Raw genomic sequence first — 15,329 nt, forward strand, 5'->3', positions numbered from 1 at the left:
GTTATCAGGTTAATACTAAAATTCTTAGCTCAGTTCAATAACTTGTCAGATTACAGATGCAACTTTTAAGAAAATATCATAAAGTCTTAATATGGATAAATCACAAAGATAATCACCATGAAATTCTCACTGGATATACATGACTGGCGGGCTTTAGCTCCGGGGATCCACAGTTGTGAGCACTGGATCCAGTGGGCTCAGCAGCCTGATAGCAATACGTTTTCAGGCGATATTGCCAAAAGCCAGCATATCCCTATGATGGCAGCCCGAAGAATGAGTATCGGAAGCCGTTTTGCGGTGGATACCGGGCTGGCATTACTCGAAAAGCATGATGTGGATGCCGCCATTTTTACCAGCCGGCATGGTGAACTGGAGAAAACGGGGCGTATTTTACATTCTCTTGCACAGCAAGAAGCCATTTCACCGACAGAATTTTCGATGTCAGTCCACAACACTGCGGCGGGCTGGTTAACCATTATCAGTAAAAATCCATTACCCGTGACTTCATTGGCCGCAGGAAACGACAGTTTTCAGCAGGGAATACTGGAAGCTCAGTCGATGCTGGCCACCGGCTCCACTCGTGTGATGTTGGTGGATTTCGAGGGTGAAATTCCCGATATATATCACGAATCGGTAAATTCTGAGTTTCTGCCTTACGCCGTAGCAATAATATTAACGGCTGGCGATACTTTGCATTGTCAGCGTATTTCATTGCCGGTTGAGGATATGAATTCGGCTCTTCCGCAGAGCCTGAAATTTTTACGCGGTTATCTCTCTTCTGCCCCTTTATTTAATGTCAGTGCTGACAACCGCCACGACTGGCAATGGGTTCGTGATTTGTGATGAGAGAAACAGCAGCACCCGAAGAAACGTCTTCCCTGACGAACCGTATCTGGCGGTGGCTGGCAACCGGATTCTTTTTCGCACTTTTCGGAATTGGCGGACTGTTGCTTTCGATTATCTGGTTTACTCTGTTGCGGCTCATCATCCGACAGCCGGAGAAACTGCACCGGATGACGCTGAACAGTATCCGCAACAGTTTTCGCTTCTTCCTGGCGGGATTACGTCTGGTGGGGGTAATGGATTACCGGTTTACAGGCGACGAAAAGTTTCAGCAGGATGCCGGATGCCTGATTGTGGCGAATCATCCCAGCCTTTTGGATTATGTGATCCTGGCGTCACGGATGCCGCGTTGTGATTGCATCGTCAAACAGGCTTTACTGCGTAACCCGTTCTTACGCGGTGTGATAAAAGCGGCGGGTTACCTGATTAATTCCGGATCTGACGCCCTGTTGCAGGCCTGCGATACCCGGCTGAAAGCAGGAGGGACGTTACTGGTTTTCCCTGAAGGAACGCGCACGTTGCCCGACAAACCGATGACGCTGCAACGTGGCGCCGCTAACATTGCATTGAGAGCGGGTTGCGATATCAGGATTGTTCATATCTCATGTCAGCCACCGATGCTGACTAAAAAGGGGAAGTGGTACCAGATCCCCAAAGCAAAACCTCAGTTTGTGATAACCGTGGGCGAGAAGATAAAAGCGAATAACTTTTTAGCTGAAAGTGATCTTTCACCTGCTCTGGCCGCAAGACGACTGACACAGCATTTGCGTACTGAACTGATGCGCAGCAATACTCAAAATAACGAGAAATAAGTCATGGATTCATTAAGTAACGACATTAAAACACTGATCATCGCGACGCTTAATCTGGAAGGCATGACACCCGATGAGATTGATACGCAAGCCCCCCTTTTTGGTGACGGATTAGGGCTGGATTCTATCGACGCTCTGGAGTTAGGTCTGGCGTTGAAAAAGCAATACGGTGTGATCCTTTCGGCGGAAAGTCAGGAAATGCGCGAGCATTTTTATTCGGTTGAAAGTCTGGCCAGATTTATTTCAGTACAGCGTGGTTAAAGAGATTCCTATGCAGAAGCAAGAAATTTACCAGCAAATTAGCACCTTATTAATCAAGCTATTTGAAATTGATGAAGACGATATCAGCCCGGACGCCGAACTCTATGAGGATCTGGATTTAGACAGCATTGATGCTGTCGATCTGGTGGTTCATTTGCAAAAAATCACTGGCAGAAAGATCCGGCCAGACATGTTCAAATCCGTGCGTACCGTTCAGGACGTGGTTGATGCAATTGATGAATTGCTCAACACGCCTGCGGCCTGATTTCTGCGGATCCCGCTGTCATGGATAAGCGCCGGAGCCTTTTACTTCTCAAGCTTAAAACAATTGTCCGCTGGGCAATGCCACTGGCGGTTATTGCTTACCCGATAGCCGTCTGGTGTGGCCTGAAAAACTGGGGAACCGGTATTCTGGCTCCCTTGTTAATCACTGTATTTCTTCTGCGTTTACTGACGTTTCGCGGGAAACTCTCCCGGTTAACATTCTTTGGAAAAGCCATTGCTGTTACGGGTATTGTGCTGGTCGCCGCCAGTGTTGTACTGCGTGAAACCTCGCTGCTGTTGTATTACCCGGTCGCGGTTAATGGGATATTACTGGGATTATTCTTCAGTTCCCTGTATGGCCGGCAATCGCTTGTTGAACGTCTTGCCCGGCTGAGTGAACCGGATTTACCCCCTGAAGGGGTGATTTATACCCGGCGGGTCACTCAGGTCTGGTGCGTTTTCTTTCTGTGTAATGGCACGTTTGCTTTATACACCTGCCTGAAAGGTGATATGGCACTCTGGGCTTTATACAACGGTGGCATCAGTTATCTGCTGATTGGCTTATTAATGGGTATGGAATGGATAGTCAGAAAGCGCCTGCGACACTTATGACGCTGCCAATGAGCCAATGGCTCAGCGCGGAAAGAGCAGATGACCATCTGGTGGCCTGGAATGAAAGCCGGGAATGGCGACAACGCGAATTCCGCCAGGATGTTTTGTCTTTGCTGGCTGCCCTCCGTGCTGCCCCTCATTCACGCTGGGCGTTATGTCTTGAAGACCATTACTTCTTTGCTGTGGCGCTGCTGGCGGTACTTTATAGTGGCAAAACGCCGGTATTGCCTGGCCATTTCCGCCTGGCCGTACTGGCTGAGCAACGCGATGAGTTTGATGCGCTGATCACCGATCTTCCTTTGCTGGCAGCGTGCCCGGTAATCCGTTTTCCCATTGTTGCGGATGAATCGCTCTCCGTTTTACCGGAGTGGCCAGACAACGCGTCGCTGACCTTGTTTACCTCAGGTTCGACCGGCAGACCACAGAAAATCATCAAACCGGTATCTTGTCTGGAAAAAGAGAGTCAGTGGCTTTTGGCCCGCTGGGGCACTGAGTTTACCGCAGTACGCTTTGCCGCCACTGTGGCTCCGCATCATATGTATGGCCTGAGTTTTGCCTTCATGCTGCCATTATCACTGGGTTTGCCTTTCGCGACGAAAAGCGTTGAATACCATGAGCAGCTTTCCCCCCTGACGAACGGGCATAACGTCGTGTTCATCAGCAGCCCGGCCTTTCTTAAAAGGCTGGATCCGGGATTGAAAACCGCCACACTCCGGCAGGTGTTTTCTGCGGGCGGTCCGCTGGACAATGATACTGCGTCACTGGTGCAGCAAGTTTGTGGTTGCTCACCCACAGAAATTTACGGCACGACAGAAACCGGGGTGATTGCCTTTCGCCAGCCGTCACGGTCCAAAGACGCGTGGACACTTTTTGATGGCGTTGAACTCCGGTCTCATACTGACGGATCGGTTTCGCTGATGTCTCCGCTGATCCCGCAACTGGAAGGCATAACGCTCAGTGACGAGATCCGACTATTGCCGCCCGGGCAGCGCCATTTTACCCTGCTGGGACGCAAGGATCGGATCGTCAAAATCGCCGAGCAACGCATCTCGCTGACTGAAATCGAGCAGCGTTTAGAGGCACTGGATCTTTTAACCGATGCCTGCGTTCTGACTCTCGAGAAAAACGGACGGATCTACATCGCTGCTGTGCTGGTGCTGAACCCGCAGGGCGAGCAGCGATTGCACACGCAAGGTCAGAGAGTTTTCCTCGCCCAAATCCGCCATGCGCTGCGTGAGTGGTTATCGCCGGTGTCCGTACCGCGTTACTGGCGTTTCGCTCCCGCGATCCCGCTCAACCCGCAAGGCAAACGTGCAACGGCACAATTACAGGAAATGTTTTTATGATCTTGCCTGAAGTGCTCAGTCAGCAATTTACCGGCGATACGAGTGTGCAGCTCGGGCTCCGACTGTCGGCGGATCTCTTCTGGTTCAAAGGCCATTTCCCGACGTCTCCCATCCTGCCCGGTGTCACGCAGGTTAACTGGGTCATGATTTACGCGGACGAACTTCTCGGGCTGAATCAGGCTTTTTCGGGGATGGAAGTGGTGAAGTTTCAGCGCCCGCTGCTGCCGGATGAAGTCGTGAGTTTGCAGATCGACTGGCTGAAAGAGAAACACCGGTTAGTCTTCCGCTACAGTGTGGGTGGATCCGTCGCCAGCAGTGGGAAAATCACATTATGTCCATGACGTCTTCTGCCCCTTTTTCTGCCTGCCTGATTATCCCGTGCTACAACCACGGCGCGATGATGGCGAACGTGCTGGAAAATCTCCGGCCATTCGGTCTGCCGTGCATTGTGGTGGATGATGGCAGTGATGCGCCGACGGCGGAGGCGTTGCAGCAGCTGGCCAGCGTCACGCCGTGGATGCACCTGACGCGTCTGCCCTCCAACCTGGGCAAAGGCGGCGCAGTGATGGCCGCGTTGCGTCTGGCGGCAGAGCAGGGTTTCACCCATGCTGTACAGGTGGATGCCGACGGCCAGCATCAGCTTTCTGACGTTCCCGCCATGCTGGCCGAGGCCAGGAAACACCCCGATTGCCTGATCTCCGGCCAGCCGGTATACGATGAAAGCGTTCCGAAATCGCGTCTTTATGGCCGCTACATCACGCATTTCTGGGTGTGGATCGAAACGCTGTCCTTTTCGGTGAAAGACAGCATGTGTGGTTTTCGCGTATATCCTCTCGAACCCTGCCTGCAACTGATGGCGCAGAAGACACTGGGTTTGCGGATGGATTTTGATACGGAAATCATGGTGCGTCTTTACTGGCAGGGTACGCGCAGTCGCTTCCTGCCTACCCGTGTCATTTACCCCGACGATGGCCTCTCGCATTTTGATGCGGTAAAAGACAACCTGCAGATCTCATGGATGCACACCCGGCTGTTTTTTGGCATGTTGCCGCGTATTCCTTTTCTATTGCGCCAGAGGCAAAAAACGCAGGAGCAGGCGCACTGGTCAACGACGCAGGAGCGTAAAGGATTATGGGGGATCCGCCTGATGCTGGCGGTTTACCGCACGCTGGGCTACCAGGCTTTTCGTGTGCTGCTTTATCCGGTGATCGGCTGGTTCTGGCTGACCGGGGGCAAACAGCGTGCGGCTTCTGCTGACTGGCTTGAACGCGTCAGTGCCACCGCGGCCCGGCGCGGGATGGCTTTGCCGTATCCGCTGAGTACATTCCGGCATTTCATGCGCTTCGGTGAGTCGCTGCTCACTAAACTGGCGAGCTGGCAGGGCGATAAAACCCTGACCGACGCGGTGCTGGTCAATCCTGAGATCTGCGAGGCGCATATCGCCTCCGGTCGCGGCACGCTGATCCTCGCCTCCCACTTAGGGGATATCGAATCCTGCCGTGCGATTGGCACGCTGAACCATCGGATCACCGTCAATGCACTGGTTTTCACCGACAATGCCGAGCGATTTAATCAGGTGATGAAAGAGATTAATCCGCAGGCGGTGGTCAATCTGATCCAGGTCAGCCAGATGGGGTCTGACACCGCCATCTTATTGCAGGAAAAACTGGATGCCGGCGAATGGGTGGCGATCGTGGGTGATCGCACCTCTGCCAGCCAGCATCAGCGCGGTGAGCATTCCCGTGTGATTTACAGCGAATTTCTGGGCAAGCCAGCCGCATTTCCGCAAGGCCCGTTTATTCTGGCGGCGGCGTTACGTGCGCCGGTCATGTTGATGTTTGGCATCAAGCAACAGCACCGGCTGCATATTTATTGCGAATCTTTTGCCGATCCGCTGATCCTCCCGCGTGCGAATCGCCTGCCCGCCTTGCAGGCTGCCGTCGATCGCTACGCCGCACGTCTTGAGCATTACAGCCTGCTGGCCCCTCACGACTGGTTTAATTTTTATGATTTCTGGCAGCGTCCGGCGGATGCTGCCTCTGACAGGAAACCTGACTGATATGACCTCCAAACGTGATCCGCGCTTTAACGACCCGCGATTTTCTACCCGGGTGGATATCACCATTCCTTTTCACGATGCTGATGCGATGGGTGTGGTCTGGCATGGCAATTATTTTCGATATCTGGAAATCGCCCGCGAACAGTTACTTAAGCAATTTGATTACGGCTATCGCCAGATGCAAGCCTCCGGTTATGTCTGGCCGATTGTGGATACCCGCCTGAAATACATCGCGCCGGTGCTGTTTGAACAGCGTATTACCGTGCACGCGCAGCTGGAAGAAATCGAAAACCGCCTGCGCATCGGTTATCAGATTTACGACATCGATACCGGGAAACGCACCACGACCGGTTACACATTGCAGGTCGCGGTGGATGCTACCACGCAGGAAATGTGTTTTGTCTCGCCGCAGGTGCTTTTCGATAAAACAGGAGTCAGCCTGTGAAAGCCTTTCTGCTCATCGTCATGACGTTTTTCAGCGTGGCGGCACACGCGGTGACGCTGGAAGAACTTCAGCAGCGTTTCAGTCAGGTGCCGGTGCTGCGCGCTGAGTTTGCCCAGCAACGTACTATCAGTGGCATGGCTCAACCGCTTAATTCCACAGGCAATTTGCTGATCGCCCAGCAGCAGGGATTATGGTGGCAGCAGGAAAAACCCTTCAGTCTGACGTTATTACTGACTGAAAACCGCATGGTGCAAACTATGGCCGGACAGGAGCCTCAGGGAGTGACGGCAGAAACCAATCCGCAAATGTTCCAGTTCAACTCCCTGCTCAGCGCGCTGTTTCATGCTGACCGCAAAGTGCTGGAAGAGAACTTCAGCCTTGATTTTACCGATCTCGGTAAAGGGGCGTGGACGCTGATCCTGACGCCGAAAGTCTCGCCGCTGAACCGCCTGTTCCGCCGCATCACGCTCAATGGCGACACCTTTCTGAACAATATCGACATTGATGACATGCAGGGCGACGCCACGCATATTCGCTTCTTCAACCAGAAAACCACGCCCGCCACGCTGACCGATGCCGAGAAACGCCATTTTGCGTCCTGACCTTCACCGCAGACTGGCACAATGCTGGTTGCTGATGATTGCGCTGCTGGTGGCGGCGTTATTCTGGTTGCTGCCGCGCAGTCAGGTTAACAGCAGCGTACTGGCGCTGTTGCCGCAGCAACAGGAAAGCGACATACCGCAGGCAATTTCGGACGGTTTTACGCAGCGGCTGGATCGTCAGCTGATGTGGCTGGTCAGCCCGCCGCCGGGAGCCGGTACGGAACCGGTGAATGACTGGCAGAAACAGTTACAGGCGATGCCGGAACTCAGTCAGGTTCAGGGGCCGGTGGATGCGCAACGCCAGCAGGAATGGGGAACCTTTTTCTTCCGGCACCGTAACGCCTTACTCGATGAGGCGACCCGCCAGCGGCTGACGTCCGGTGCAGATCAGCAAAGTCAGTGGATCCTCGGTCAGGTGTATTCGGCGTTTGCGGGCGTCAGCGGCAAAGAGCTGGCGAACGATCCGTTATTGCTGGTTCGTGCCTCACAAATGGCGCAGCAGCAAAACAGCGGTGGCATGACGCTGGATCAGGGCTGGCTGATGGCGCGTGATAAACAGGGGCGCACCTGGTATTTACTGCATGGCGAACTGAAAGCCTCGTCGTACGACATCACCTCCGCAAAACACACGGTCGCGGCGCTTGATGCGGCGAAAGACGCATTTAAGGCGCGCTGGCCGGGGGCGCAGGTGCTTGAGCGCGGCACGATTTTCTACAGCAATTACGCCAGTCAGCAGGCGGAACACGATCTTTCGACCATAGGTGCCGCATCGGTTATTGGCGTCTTCGTGCTGATCTTGCTGATGTTCCGCTCGGTTCTGCCGCTGTTACTCAGCTTACTGTCGATTGCCATCGGCGCGCTGTCCGGCACGGTATTTACCCTGTGGGTGTTTGGCGGGATCCACGTGATGACACTGGTACTGAGCACCAGCATTGTCGGGATCTCTGCCGATTATACGTTGTACTTCCTCACCGAACGGCGCGTACATGGCGGCACCAGTACCCCGCTGGAAAGCCTGAAAAAGCTGTTCCCCGCGTTATCCATGGCGCTGCTGACCACGGTGGCTGCCTATCTGATGCTGCTGATTGCGCCTTTCCCCGGCCTGCAACAACTGGCTGTGTTTGCCGCCGCCGGGCTGAGTGCAGCCTGTATCACCGTGATGTGCTGGTATCCGTATTTGTCCCGTCATTTGCCGGTTGGCCCGACGCCGGGGCTGACGCTGATCCTGCGCTGGTTACTGGCCTGGCGCAGCCGCAAAGCGCTGCGGTTAGGTTTACCGTTAGTGATACTCGCGCTGGCGACAGTCGGCATATCGCAGCTGACCATCAATGATGACATTGCCGATTTACAGGCGCTGCCCGCCGGATTACAGCAGCAGGAACAGCAAATTGCCGCGCTGACCGGGCAAACCAACGATCAGAAGTGGCTGGTGGTGTATGGCGATAATCCCGAACAGACCTTACAACGGCTTGAAGCCCTGCGGCCCAAACTGGTTCAGCTGAAAGAGAAAGGCGTGATTGACGGGTTCCGCGCGGTTGGGTTGCCTTCGCAGGCACAGCAGCAACGCGATCTGTCCCTGCTGCGCCAGCGTGCGCCGCAGATCATTGCGCAGCTGCAGCAGGCCGGTATTGCCGTGGCCGCCCCCGATCTCAGTGCCCGGCGGGTTGACGTCCCTGACTGGCTGAACAGCGTGGTCAGCGAAGGCTGGCGCTTGCTGTGGTTGTCCCTGCCGGACGGGCGCAGCGCCACGCTGATCCCGGTGAACGGTGTTCATGACAGCGCCGCGATGGCCGCACTGGCAGCTTCCACGCCCGGTAGCGGATGGATCGATCGCAAAACGGAATTCAGCAGTCTGTTCTCCCAGTACCGGGTATATCTGACAGCCTTGCTGGCGCTGGCCGTGGCGGTGATTGCCGTGATTTATTTGTGGCGGTTTGGCCTGCCGCACGGGCTTATCTGTCTGCTACCGACCTTACTTTCCCTGAGCATGGGCCTCGCTGCGCTGGGATTCAGCGGGCATCATCTCAACCTGTTCTCCCTGCTGGCGCTGATTCTGGTGCTGGGGATTGGCATTAATTACACCCTGTTCTTCACCAATCCGCGCGGCACGCCGACCACCTCGATGTTTGCCATTTTTATGGCAGTGGTCACGACGCTGCTGACCTTCGGCATGCTGGTGTTCAGCTCAACACAAGCCATCAGCAGTTTTGGCATTGTCCTGAGCGTTGGCATAGTGACGGCTTTCCTGTTGTCGCCGCTGACCTTGCCCGCAAAAAAACGAGGACGCAAACCATGATCCGATGTATGCCGCCGGTGCTGGCGCTGCTTATTGTCATGCTTGGCGGATGTGCCGCACACGAACCGTCCGGCAATGAACCGCAGGCATGGCTCAAACGCGGCGTGCAGGTGAATTTACCCGCGCCGTCGCTGGAAAAACCCTTCACTCAGCAACAGTTGCTGACCGCCACGGTGAACGGTAAACAGCAGTCGTTACTGGTATTACTGAATGCTGACGGCAAATCATTGCAGCTTGCCGGGCTTTCCCCTCTGGGGATCCGTCTGTTCAAAGTGGTCTACGATCAAACAGGGATCCACACCGAACAGGCGATCAGGATCGAAGGGTTGCCGCCAGCCAGTCAGGTTCTGGCCGATATCATGTTGAGTTACTGGCCTGCGCAGCGCTGGCAGCCGTTGTTGCCGCCGGGCTGGACGCTGGAAGATCAGCCGCTGCGCCGGACGTTACGGGATACAGAAGGCAATACCATCACCCGCATCGACTACCTGCCGCGGGGCAGTGCGCGTCAGCCGGTGTCGATCACACAGATGGCGTTTCACTACCAGATAACCATCCAGAATGTCGGTGACTGATATGATTTATTTTTCCGCCGTGGGCATGGTGAACGCGCTGGGAGACAACAATGCGCGCATCGCTGCCAGCCTGAGGGCTGGCGTCGCGCCCGGCATGTCGTTGCAGGAAGGCTGGCTGACGGAAAACCGGCCAGTCTGGCTCGGCAGCGTGACCGGCGATCTGCCTGCCATCCCGTCCCGGTTTGCACCGCACCGCAGCCGGAATAATCAGTTATTGCTGGCGGCGCTGGCGCAAATCCGCACGCAGGTCGATGCCGCCATTGGCCGGTACGGTAAAGATCGCGTCGCGGTGATCATGGGCACCAGCACCTCCGGCATTGCCGAAGGGGAACAGGCGGTGCGCAGTTTGCAACAGCACGGGACATTCCCGCCGGGCTACGACTATCAGCAGCAGGAACTGGGCGATCCTTCGCAGTTTATGGCGGAATGGCTGGATCTCAGCGGTCCCGCTTACACCTTATCCACCGCGTGTTCTTCCAGCGCCAAAGCGATCATCAGCGGAAAGCGGCTGATCGACGCCGGACTGGCCGATGCCGCGCTGGTGGGCGGTGCGGACAGTCTGTGCCGCATGCCGGTGAATGGCTTTAACAGTCTGGAATCATTCTCACGCGGACGTTGTACGCCGTTCGGACAGGATCGTGACGGCATCAATATCGGCGAAGCGTCGGCACTGATCCTGCTGACCCGTGAACCCGCAGACGTTGCGCTGCTGGGCACCGGAGAATCTTCCGACGCCTGGCATATGTCCGCGCCGCATCCTGAAGGTCTGGGCGCGGAACGGGCAATCGCGATGGCACTGCAACAGGCCGGACTTCAGGCCAGTGACGTGGGATACATTAATGCTCACGGCACCGCCACGCCGCTCAACGATCAGGTTGAAGCCGCCGTGATCCACAGAATGTTTGGGGGCGGGACGTCATGCAGCTCCACCAAACACCTCACCGGCCACACGCTGGGCGCGGCAGGGGCGACGGAAGCCGCACTGAGCTGGCTGATCCTGACCAGCGAATTACCGTTGCCGCCACAGGATTTCAGTGTCACGCCAAGGGATTCCGGCCTGCCTGCGATCCGGCTGGTGGAAGGGCATGAGCCGCTGACCCGGCCCGTGATTCTGTCGAACTCTTTTGCCTTTGGGGGTAATAACGCCAGCATTCTGATCGGGAGGCCGTCATGAATACCCTGTCTGCAGAGGCATTCCTGCCACATGCCGCCCCGATGGTGTTGCTGGATAGCGTCATTGAAGTCGCAAACGACACGGCATTGTGCAGCGTGGTGGTGTCGCCGGACAGCGTGCTGGCACCGTTTCTGAATGCCCGGGGCGCGTTGCCCGCGTGGTACGCCATCGAACTGATTGCGCAAACCGTGGGGGTGTGGAGTGGCTGGCATGGCGCGCAGCAAGGGGAAGCGCCTCAGGTTGGCATGCTTCTCGGCGCAAGAGCGGTGAAATGCAGCGTCGCGGAATTTGCCGCAGGCAGTGAATTGCTGATTCAGGTTTCGCTGGTTTTGCGTGACGAGAAAATCGCGAGCTTTGAAGGTGTTATCAGCATTAAACAGGAAAAAGACAACCTGCAGGTTGCCACGGGAAGGCTGAATACCTATCAGCCAGACAAGGAAGAACTCATTACGCTCACACAGGGGAAACCACAATGACACGTTCGGTATTAGTGACCGGTGCCAGCAAAGGCATCGGCCAGGCCATTGCCCGCCAGCTTGCCGGCGATGGTTTTCAGGTAGTGATCCACTACCACAGCGATAAAGACGGGGCAGAAAACACGTTACAGCAGATCACGGCTCACGGCGGTGAAGGGCGACTGGTGCAGTTTGATATCAGCAACCGCCAGCAGTGCCGCGAGGTGATTGACGCCGATATCGCCACGCACGGCGCGTATTATGGTGTGGTCAATAACGCCGGGATCACCCGTGACGCAGCCTTTCCGGCACTGACTGACGAAGACTGGGACGGCGTGATCCACACCAATCTGGACAGCTTTTACAACGTCTTACAGCCCTGCGTGATGCCGATGATCGGCCTGCGTCAGGGCGGGCGCATTATCGCGCTTTCCTCGGTTTCCGGCATTACGGGCAACCGCGGCCAGGTCAATTACAGCGCCGCAAAAGCGGGGATCATCGGTGCCTGCAAAGCGCTGTCGCTGGAACTGGCAAAGCGCAAAATCACCGTAAACTGTATCGCACCGGGGCTGATTGATACCGGTATGCTGGAGATGGAAAAACCGGCGCTCGACGCCGCCATGAGCATGATCCCGCTTAAACGCATGGGGCAGGCGGAAGAAGTCGCGGGGCTGGCCAGCTATCTGATGTCTGATATTGCCGGTTATGTTACCCGGCAGGTGATCTCCATCAACGGAGGAATGGTATGACGCATCGCGTTGTGATTACCGGCATGAAAGGGATTACCGCGTTTGGCCATCACTGGGATGAGATTTCGGCACGCCTGCAACAGGGCAAAAATGCCGTCCGCCATATGGATGAATGGCTGATTTATCAGGGGCTGAATACGCATCTTGCCGCGCCCGTTGATGATTTTGTGTTGCCCGCGCATTACACCCGAAAACGCATCCGCTCGATGGGACGGGTTTCCCTGCTGTCTACCCGCGCGGTGGAACTGGCGCTGGAACAAGCGGGTTTACTCGACGATCCGATCCTGACCGACGGTGAAACCGGCATTGCGTTCGGTTCATCCACCGGCAGTACCGGGCCGGTCAGCGAATTCGCCACCATGCTGACGGAAAAACACACCAATAATATTACCGGCACGACCTATGTGCAGATGATGGCGCACACCACGGCGGTCAACACCGGGCTGTTTTTTGGCCTGAAAGGCCGGGTGATCCCGACGTCCAGCGCCTGCACCTCTGGCAGTCAGGCCATCGGTTACGCCTATGAAGCCATTAAACACGGTTACCAGACCCTGATGGTGGCAGGGGGCGCGGAAGAGCTGTGCCCGTCCGAAGCGGCAGTGTTCGACACCCTGTTTGCCACCAGCCAGCAAAATGATCACCCGGATTTATCGCCGCGCCCGTTTGATGCACAGCGCGACGGGCTGGTGATTGGTGAAGGCGCGGGGGCGCTGATCCTCGAGTCGCTGGAACATGCTCAGGCGCGTGGTGCGAAGATATACGCCGAAGTCATCGGGTTTGCGACCAACTGCGACGCCGCGCATATCACCCAGCCACAGCAATCGACCATGCAGATTTGTATCGAAAAATCGCTGAAAAATGCCGGCATTCCGGCCTCTGAAATTGGCTATATCAGTGCGCATGGTACGGCGACGGATCGCGGTGACATTGCCGAAAGTCATGCCACCGCTGCCGTGTTTGGCAATCAGACGCCGATTTCCTCGCTGAAAAGTTACCTCGGCCATACGCTCGGTGCCTGCGGGGCGCTGGAAGCCTGGATGTCGCTGGAAATGATGCGTGAAGACAGGTTTGTGCCGACCATCAATCTGACCCATCCCGACCCGCTGTGTGGCGACCTCGATTATGTGATGGGGGAGTCGCGGCATATTCAGACGGAGTTTATTCAGTCCAACAACTTTGCATTCGGTGGCATCAATACGTCACTGGTTTTCCGCCGCTGGCCGTAAACGATGAATTCCGCGTACCTTGTGACTGCGCTGCTGAATGATGCTTTTTCGCTGTCACGCCTGCCCGCAGAATTGCGCGCAAAAAGTGACAGTCTGCCTGCTGCCCGTCGCCAGCAATGGCTGGCGGGCAGGGCGTTGCTGGCGGAAGCACTGGCGGCTTTGTACGGCGGCGACATGCTGCCCGCAATGCAGCTTTCCGCGCAGGGAAAACCCTCTTTTACCGATCCTTCCCTGCCGCATTTTTCCCTCAGTCACAGTAAAAATCATCTGCAACTGGTGCTGTGTGCGGCGGCAGAAACCGGCGGCGATGTGGAGCAGATCCGCCCGCGACCCCGCTATCTTGCGGTGGCGAAGGAAGCATTCACTTCGGCGGAATGTCAGTGGCTGGCAGAACAGCCCGATCCGGTTATGGCCTTCTGGCAACTGTGGTGCCTGCGTGAAGCCTGGCTGAAACAGCAGGGCGGCAGCGTGTGGCAGATGGACAGGATCCGTCCCGATCCGGTGGCAGGAAAATATACTTCTGAACCTTTTACCGACAGCCTGTTATGGGTTGACGGTGACGACGCCGTGATGCGGGCGCTGGCGCTGCCTGCCCGCGTCACGGAGGTAAAAGAATGGGTGTTTAACGCGGCGTCCGGCAGGCTACAGCCGCAGACGCCGCGCCAGTGGTTGCGCTTTTCACCCCGCTGATTATTGCGTTGTCATCAAAAGTCTTGTGGCAAAGCAGTCGTTTTTATCCATGAAGCACCGGTTCATACTCTCTTCCAACATTGACCTGATTACTATTAAGAGAGAGCACAATGAGCATTCCTGCATTCGGTCTGGGTACCTTCCGCCTGAAAGATGACGTGGTAAAAGCGTCGGTCGCCACCGCCGTAGAACTGGGCTATCGCGCCATTGATACCGCACAGATTTATGATAACGAAGCCGCCGTCGGCGAGGCGCTGGCAGACAGTGGCGTCGCCCGTGAAGAACTCTACATCACCACCAAAATCTGGATCGAAAACCTCGCTGCGGACAAGCTGGCCGACAGCCTGAAAGAAAGCCTGCGCAAGCTGAAAACGGATTATGTCGATCTGACCTTGATCCACTGGCCGTCGCCAAATCAGGCGGTCAGCGTGGCAGAAACGATGCACGCGCTGGTGGAAGCGAAGAAAATGGGGCTGACCCGTGAAATCGGTATTTCCAACTTCACCGTTGCCCTGATGCAGGAAGCTATCGACGCGGTCGGTGCGGATCAGATCGCGACCAATCAGATTGAACTGTCGCCGTTCCTGCAAAACCAGACCGTGGTGGATTTTGCCCGTCAGAACGGCATCGCCATCACGTCTTACATGACGCTGGCTTACGGCGATGCGCTGAAAGACGCGACCATTATTGAGATCGCCGCACGCCATAACGCGACGCCTGCACAGGTGGTGCTGGCCTGGGCGTTGCAGCTGGATTACGCGGTGATCCCGTCATCGACCAAACGCGAAAACCTGCAAAGCAATTTGCTGGCGCAGCAACTGACCCTGACCGAAGCGGATATGCAGCAGATCGCCGCGCTGGAACGCAATGGCCGTCTGGTCAGCCCGGAAGGTCTGGCTCCAGACTGGGATTGATCGTTAAAC

General features: G+C 56.0%; 18 protein-coding genes. All 18 read left to right on the plus strand.

Translation table 11 applies throughout. From position 1 onward, the window contains the following. Positions 1-117: 117 nt before the first annotated feature. The 18 genes from EYY67_RS03185 to dkgB all read left to right on the plus strand — a co-directional run bounded on the left by EYY67_RS03185 (position 118) and on the right by dkgB (position 15,320). Positions 118-843, plus strand: a complete 726-nt coding sequence (locus tag EYY67_RS03185) for a beta-ketoacyl synthase chain length factor (protein ID WP_131692821.1) — start codon at positions 118-120, stop codon at positions 841-843. Further along, on the plus strand, positions 843-1,655 hold the full coding sequence (locus EYY67_RS03190) for a lysophospholipid acyltransferase family protein (protein ID WP_131692822.1): 813 nt from the start codon (positions 843-845) through the stop codon (positions 1,653-1,655). Before EYY67_RS03185 ends, EYY67_RS03190 begins: the two co-directional genes overlap by 1 nt. A 3-nt stretch (positions 1,656-1,658) precedes the next feature. Beyond that, positions 1,659-1,916 (plus strand): phosphopantetheine-binding protein, encoded by a 258-nt coding sequence (locus EYY67_RS03195; RefSeq protein ID WP_095923187.1) that lies wholly within the window; start codon positions 1,659-1,661, stop codon positions 1,914-1,916. Positions 1,917-1,926: 10 nt separating this feature from the next. Next, entirely contained in the window at positions 1,927-2,181 is a 255-nt protein-coding gene (locus EYY67_RS03200; RefSeq protein ID WP_095923186.1) for an acyl carrier protein, read from the plus strand. A 20-nt stretch (positions 2,182-2,201) separates the two neighbouring features. Then, the gene (locus EYY67_RS03205; protein WP_131692823.1) at positions 2,202-2,792 is read left to right on the plus strand and encodes a COG4648 family protein; all 591 of its coding nucleotides are present in this window, start codon (positions 2,202-2,204) and stop codon (positions 2,790-2,792) included. Further along, positions 2,759-4,138, plus strand: a complete 1,380-nt coding sequence (locus tag EYY67_RS03210; protein ID WP_242675562.1) for an AMP-binding protein — start codon at positions 2,759-2,761, stop codon at positions 4,136-4,138. Before EYY67_RS03205 ends, EYY67_RS03210 begins: the two co-directional genes overlap by 34 nt. After that, positions 4,135-4,479, plus strand: coding sequence for a 3-hydroxyacyl-ACP dehydratase FabZ family protein (locus EYY67_RS03215; protein ID WP_095923184.1), 345 nt, complete (start codon positions 4,135-4,137; stop codon positions 4,477-4,479). Before EYY67_RS03210 ends, EYY67_RS03215 begins: the two co-directional genes overlap by 4 nt. Beyond that, complete coding sequence (locus EYY67_RS03220) at positions 4,476-6,197, plus strand: glycosyltransferase family 2 protein (protein WP_131692938.1); 1,722 nt, start codon at positions 4,476-4,478, stop codon at positions 6,195-6,197. Before EYY67_RS03215 ends, EYY67_RS03220 begins: the two co-directional genes overlap by 4 nt. Before the next feature lies 1 nt (position 6,198). Beyond that, positions 6,199-6,642, plus strand: coding sequence for an acyl-CoA thioesterase (locus EYY67_RS03225; protein WP_131692824.1), 444 nt, complete (start codon positions 6,199-6,201; stop codon positions 6,640-6,642). Further along, the gene (locus EYY67_RS03230) at positions 6,639-7,244 is read left to right on the plus strand and encodes a LolA family protein (RefSeq protein ID WP_131692825.1); all 606 of its coding nucleotides are present in this window, start codon (positions 6,639-6,641) and stop codon (positions 7,242-7,244) included. Before EYY67_RS03225 ends, EYY67_RS03230 begins: the two co-directional genes overlap by 4 nt. Next, entirely contained in the window at positions 7,234-9,540 is a 2,307-nt protein-coding gene (locus EYY67_RS03235) for an MMPL family transporter (RefSeq protein ID WP_131692826.1), read from the plus strand. Before EYY67_RS03230 ends, EYY67_RS03235 begins: the two co-directional genes overlap by 11 nt. After that, entirely contained in the window at positions 9,537-10,112 is a 576-nt protein-coding gene (locus EYY67_RS03240; protein WP_131692827.1) for a DUF3261 domain-containing protein, read from the plus strand. The genes EYY67_RS03235 and EYY67_RS03240 overlap by 4 nt, the downstream gene beginning before the upstream one ends. A gap of 1 nt (position 10,113) precedes the next feature. Then, a complete protein-coding gene (locus EYY67_RS03245) occupies positions 10,114-11,286 on the plus strand; it encodes a beta-ketoacyl-[acyl-carrier-protein] synthase family protein (protein ID WP_131692828.1) in 1,173 nt (390 codons plus the stop codon). Continuing rightward, positions 11,283-11,762, plus strand: coding sequence for a hotdog family protein (locus EYY67_RS03250; protein ID WP_131692829.1), 480 nt, complete (start codon positions 11,283-11,285; stop codon positions 11,760-11,762). Before EYY67_RS03245 ends, EYY67_RS03250 begins: the two co-directional genes overlap by 4 nt. Beyond that, on the plus strand, positions 11,759-12,490 hold the full coding sequence (locus tag EYY67_RS03255) for a 3-ketoacyl-ACP reductase FabG2 (RefSeq protein ID WP_131692830.1): 732 nt from the start codon (positions 11,759-11,761) through the stop codon (positions 12,488-12,490). The genes EYY67_RS03250 and EYY67_RS03255 overlap by 4 nt, the downstream gene beginning before the upstream one ends. Next, entirely contained in the window at positions 12,487-13,716 is a 1,230-nt protein-coding gene (locus EYY67_RS03260; RefSeq protein WP_095923177.1) for a beta-ketoacyl-ACP synthase, read from the plus strand. The genes EYY67_RS03255 and EYY67_RS03260 overlap by 4 nt, the downstream gene beginning before the upstream one ends. Before the next feature lie 3 nt (positions 13,717-13,719). Then, a complete protein-coding gene (locus tag EYY67_RS03265; protein ID WP_131692831.1) occupies positions 13,720-14,406 on the plus strand; it encodes a 4'-phosphopantetheinyl transferase superfamily protein in 687 nt (228 codons plus the stop codon). Between the two features lie 110 nt (positions 14,407-14,516). Beyond that, the gene (gene dkgB, locus EYY67_RS03270; RefSeq protein ID WP_119822754.1) at positions 14,517-15,320 is read left to right on the plus strand and encodes a 2,5-didehydrogluconate reductase DkgB; all 804 of its coding nucleotides are present in this window, start codon (positions 14,517-14,519) and stop codon (positions 15,318-15,320) included. The last annotated feature ends 9 nt before the right edge of the window (positions 15,321-15,329 follow it).

The organism is Rahnella victoriana (assembly GCF_004330295.1).
Taxonomy (GTDB): domain Bacteria; phylum Pseudomonadota; class Gammaproteobacteria; order Enterobacterales; family Enterobacteriaceae; genus Rahnella; species Rahnella victoriana.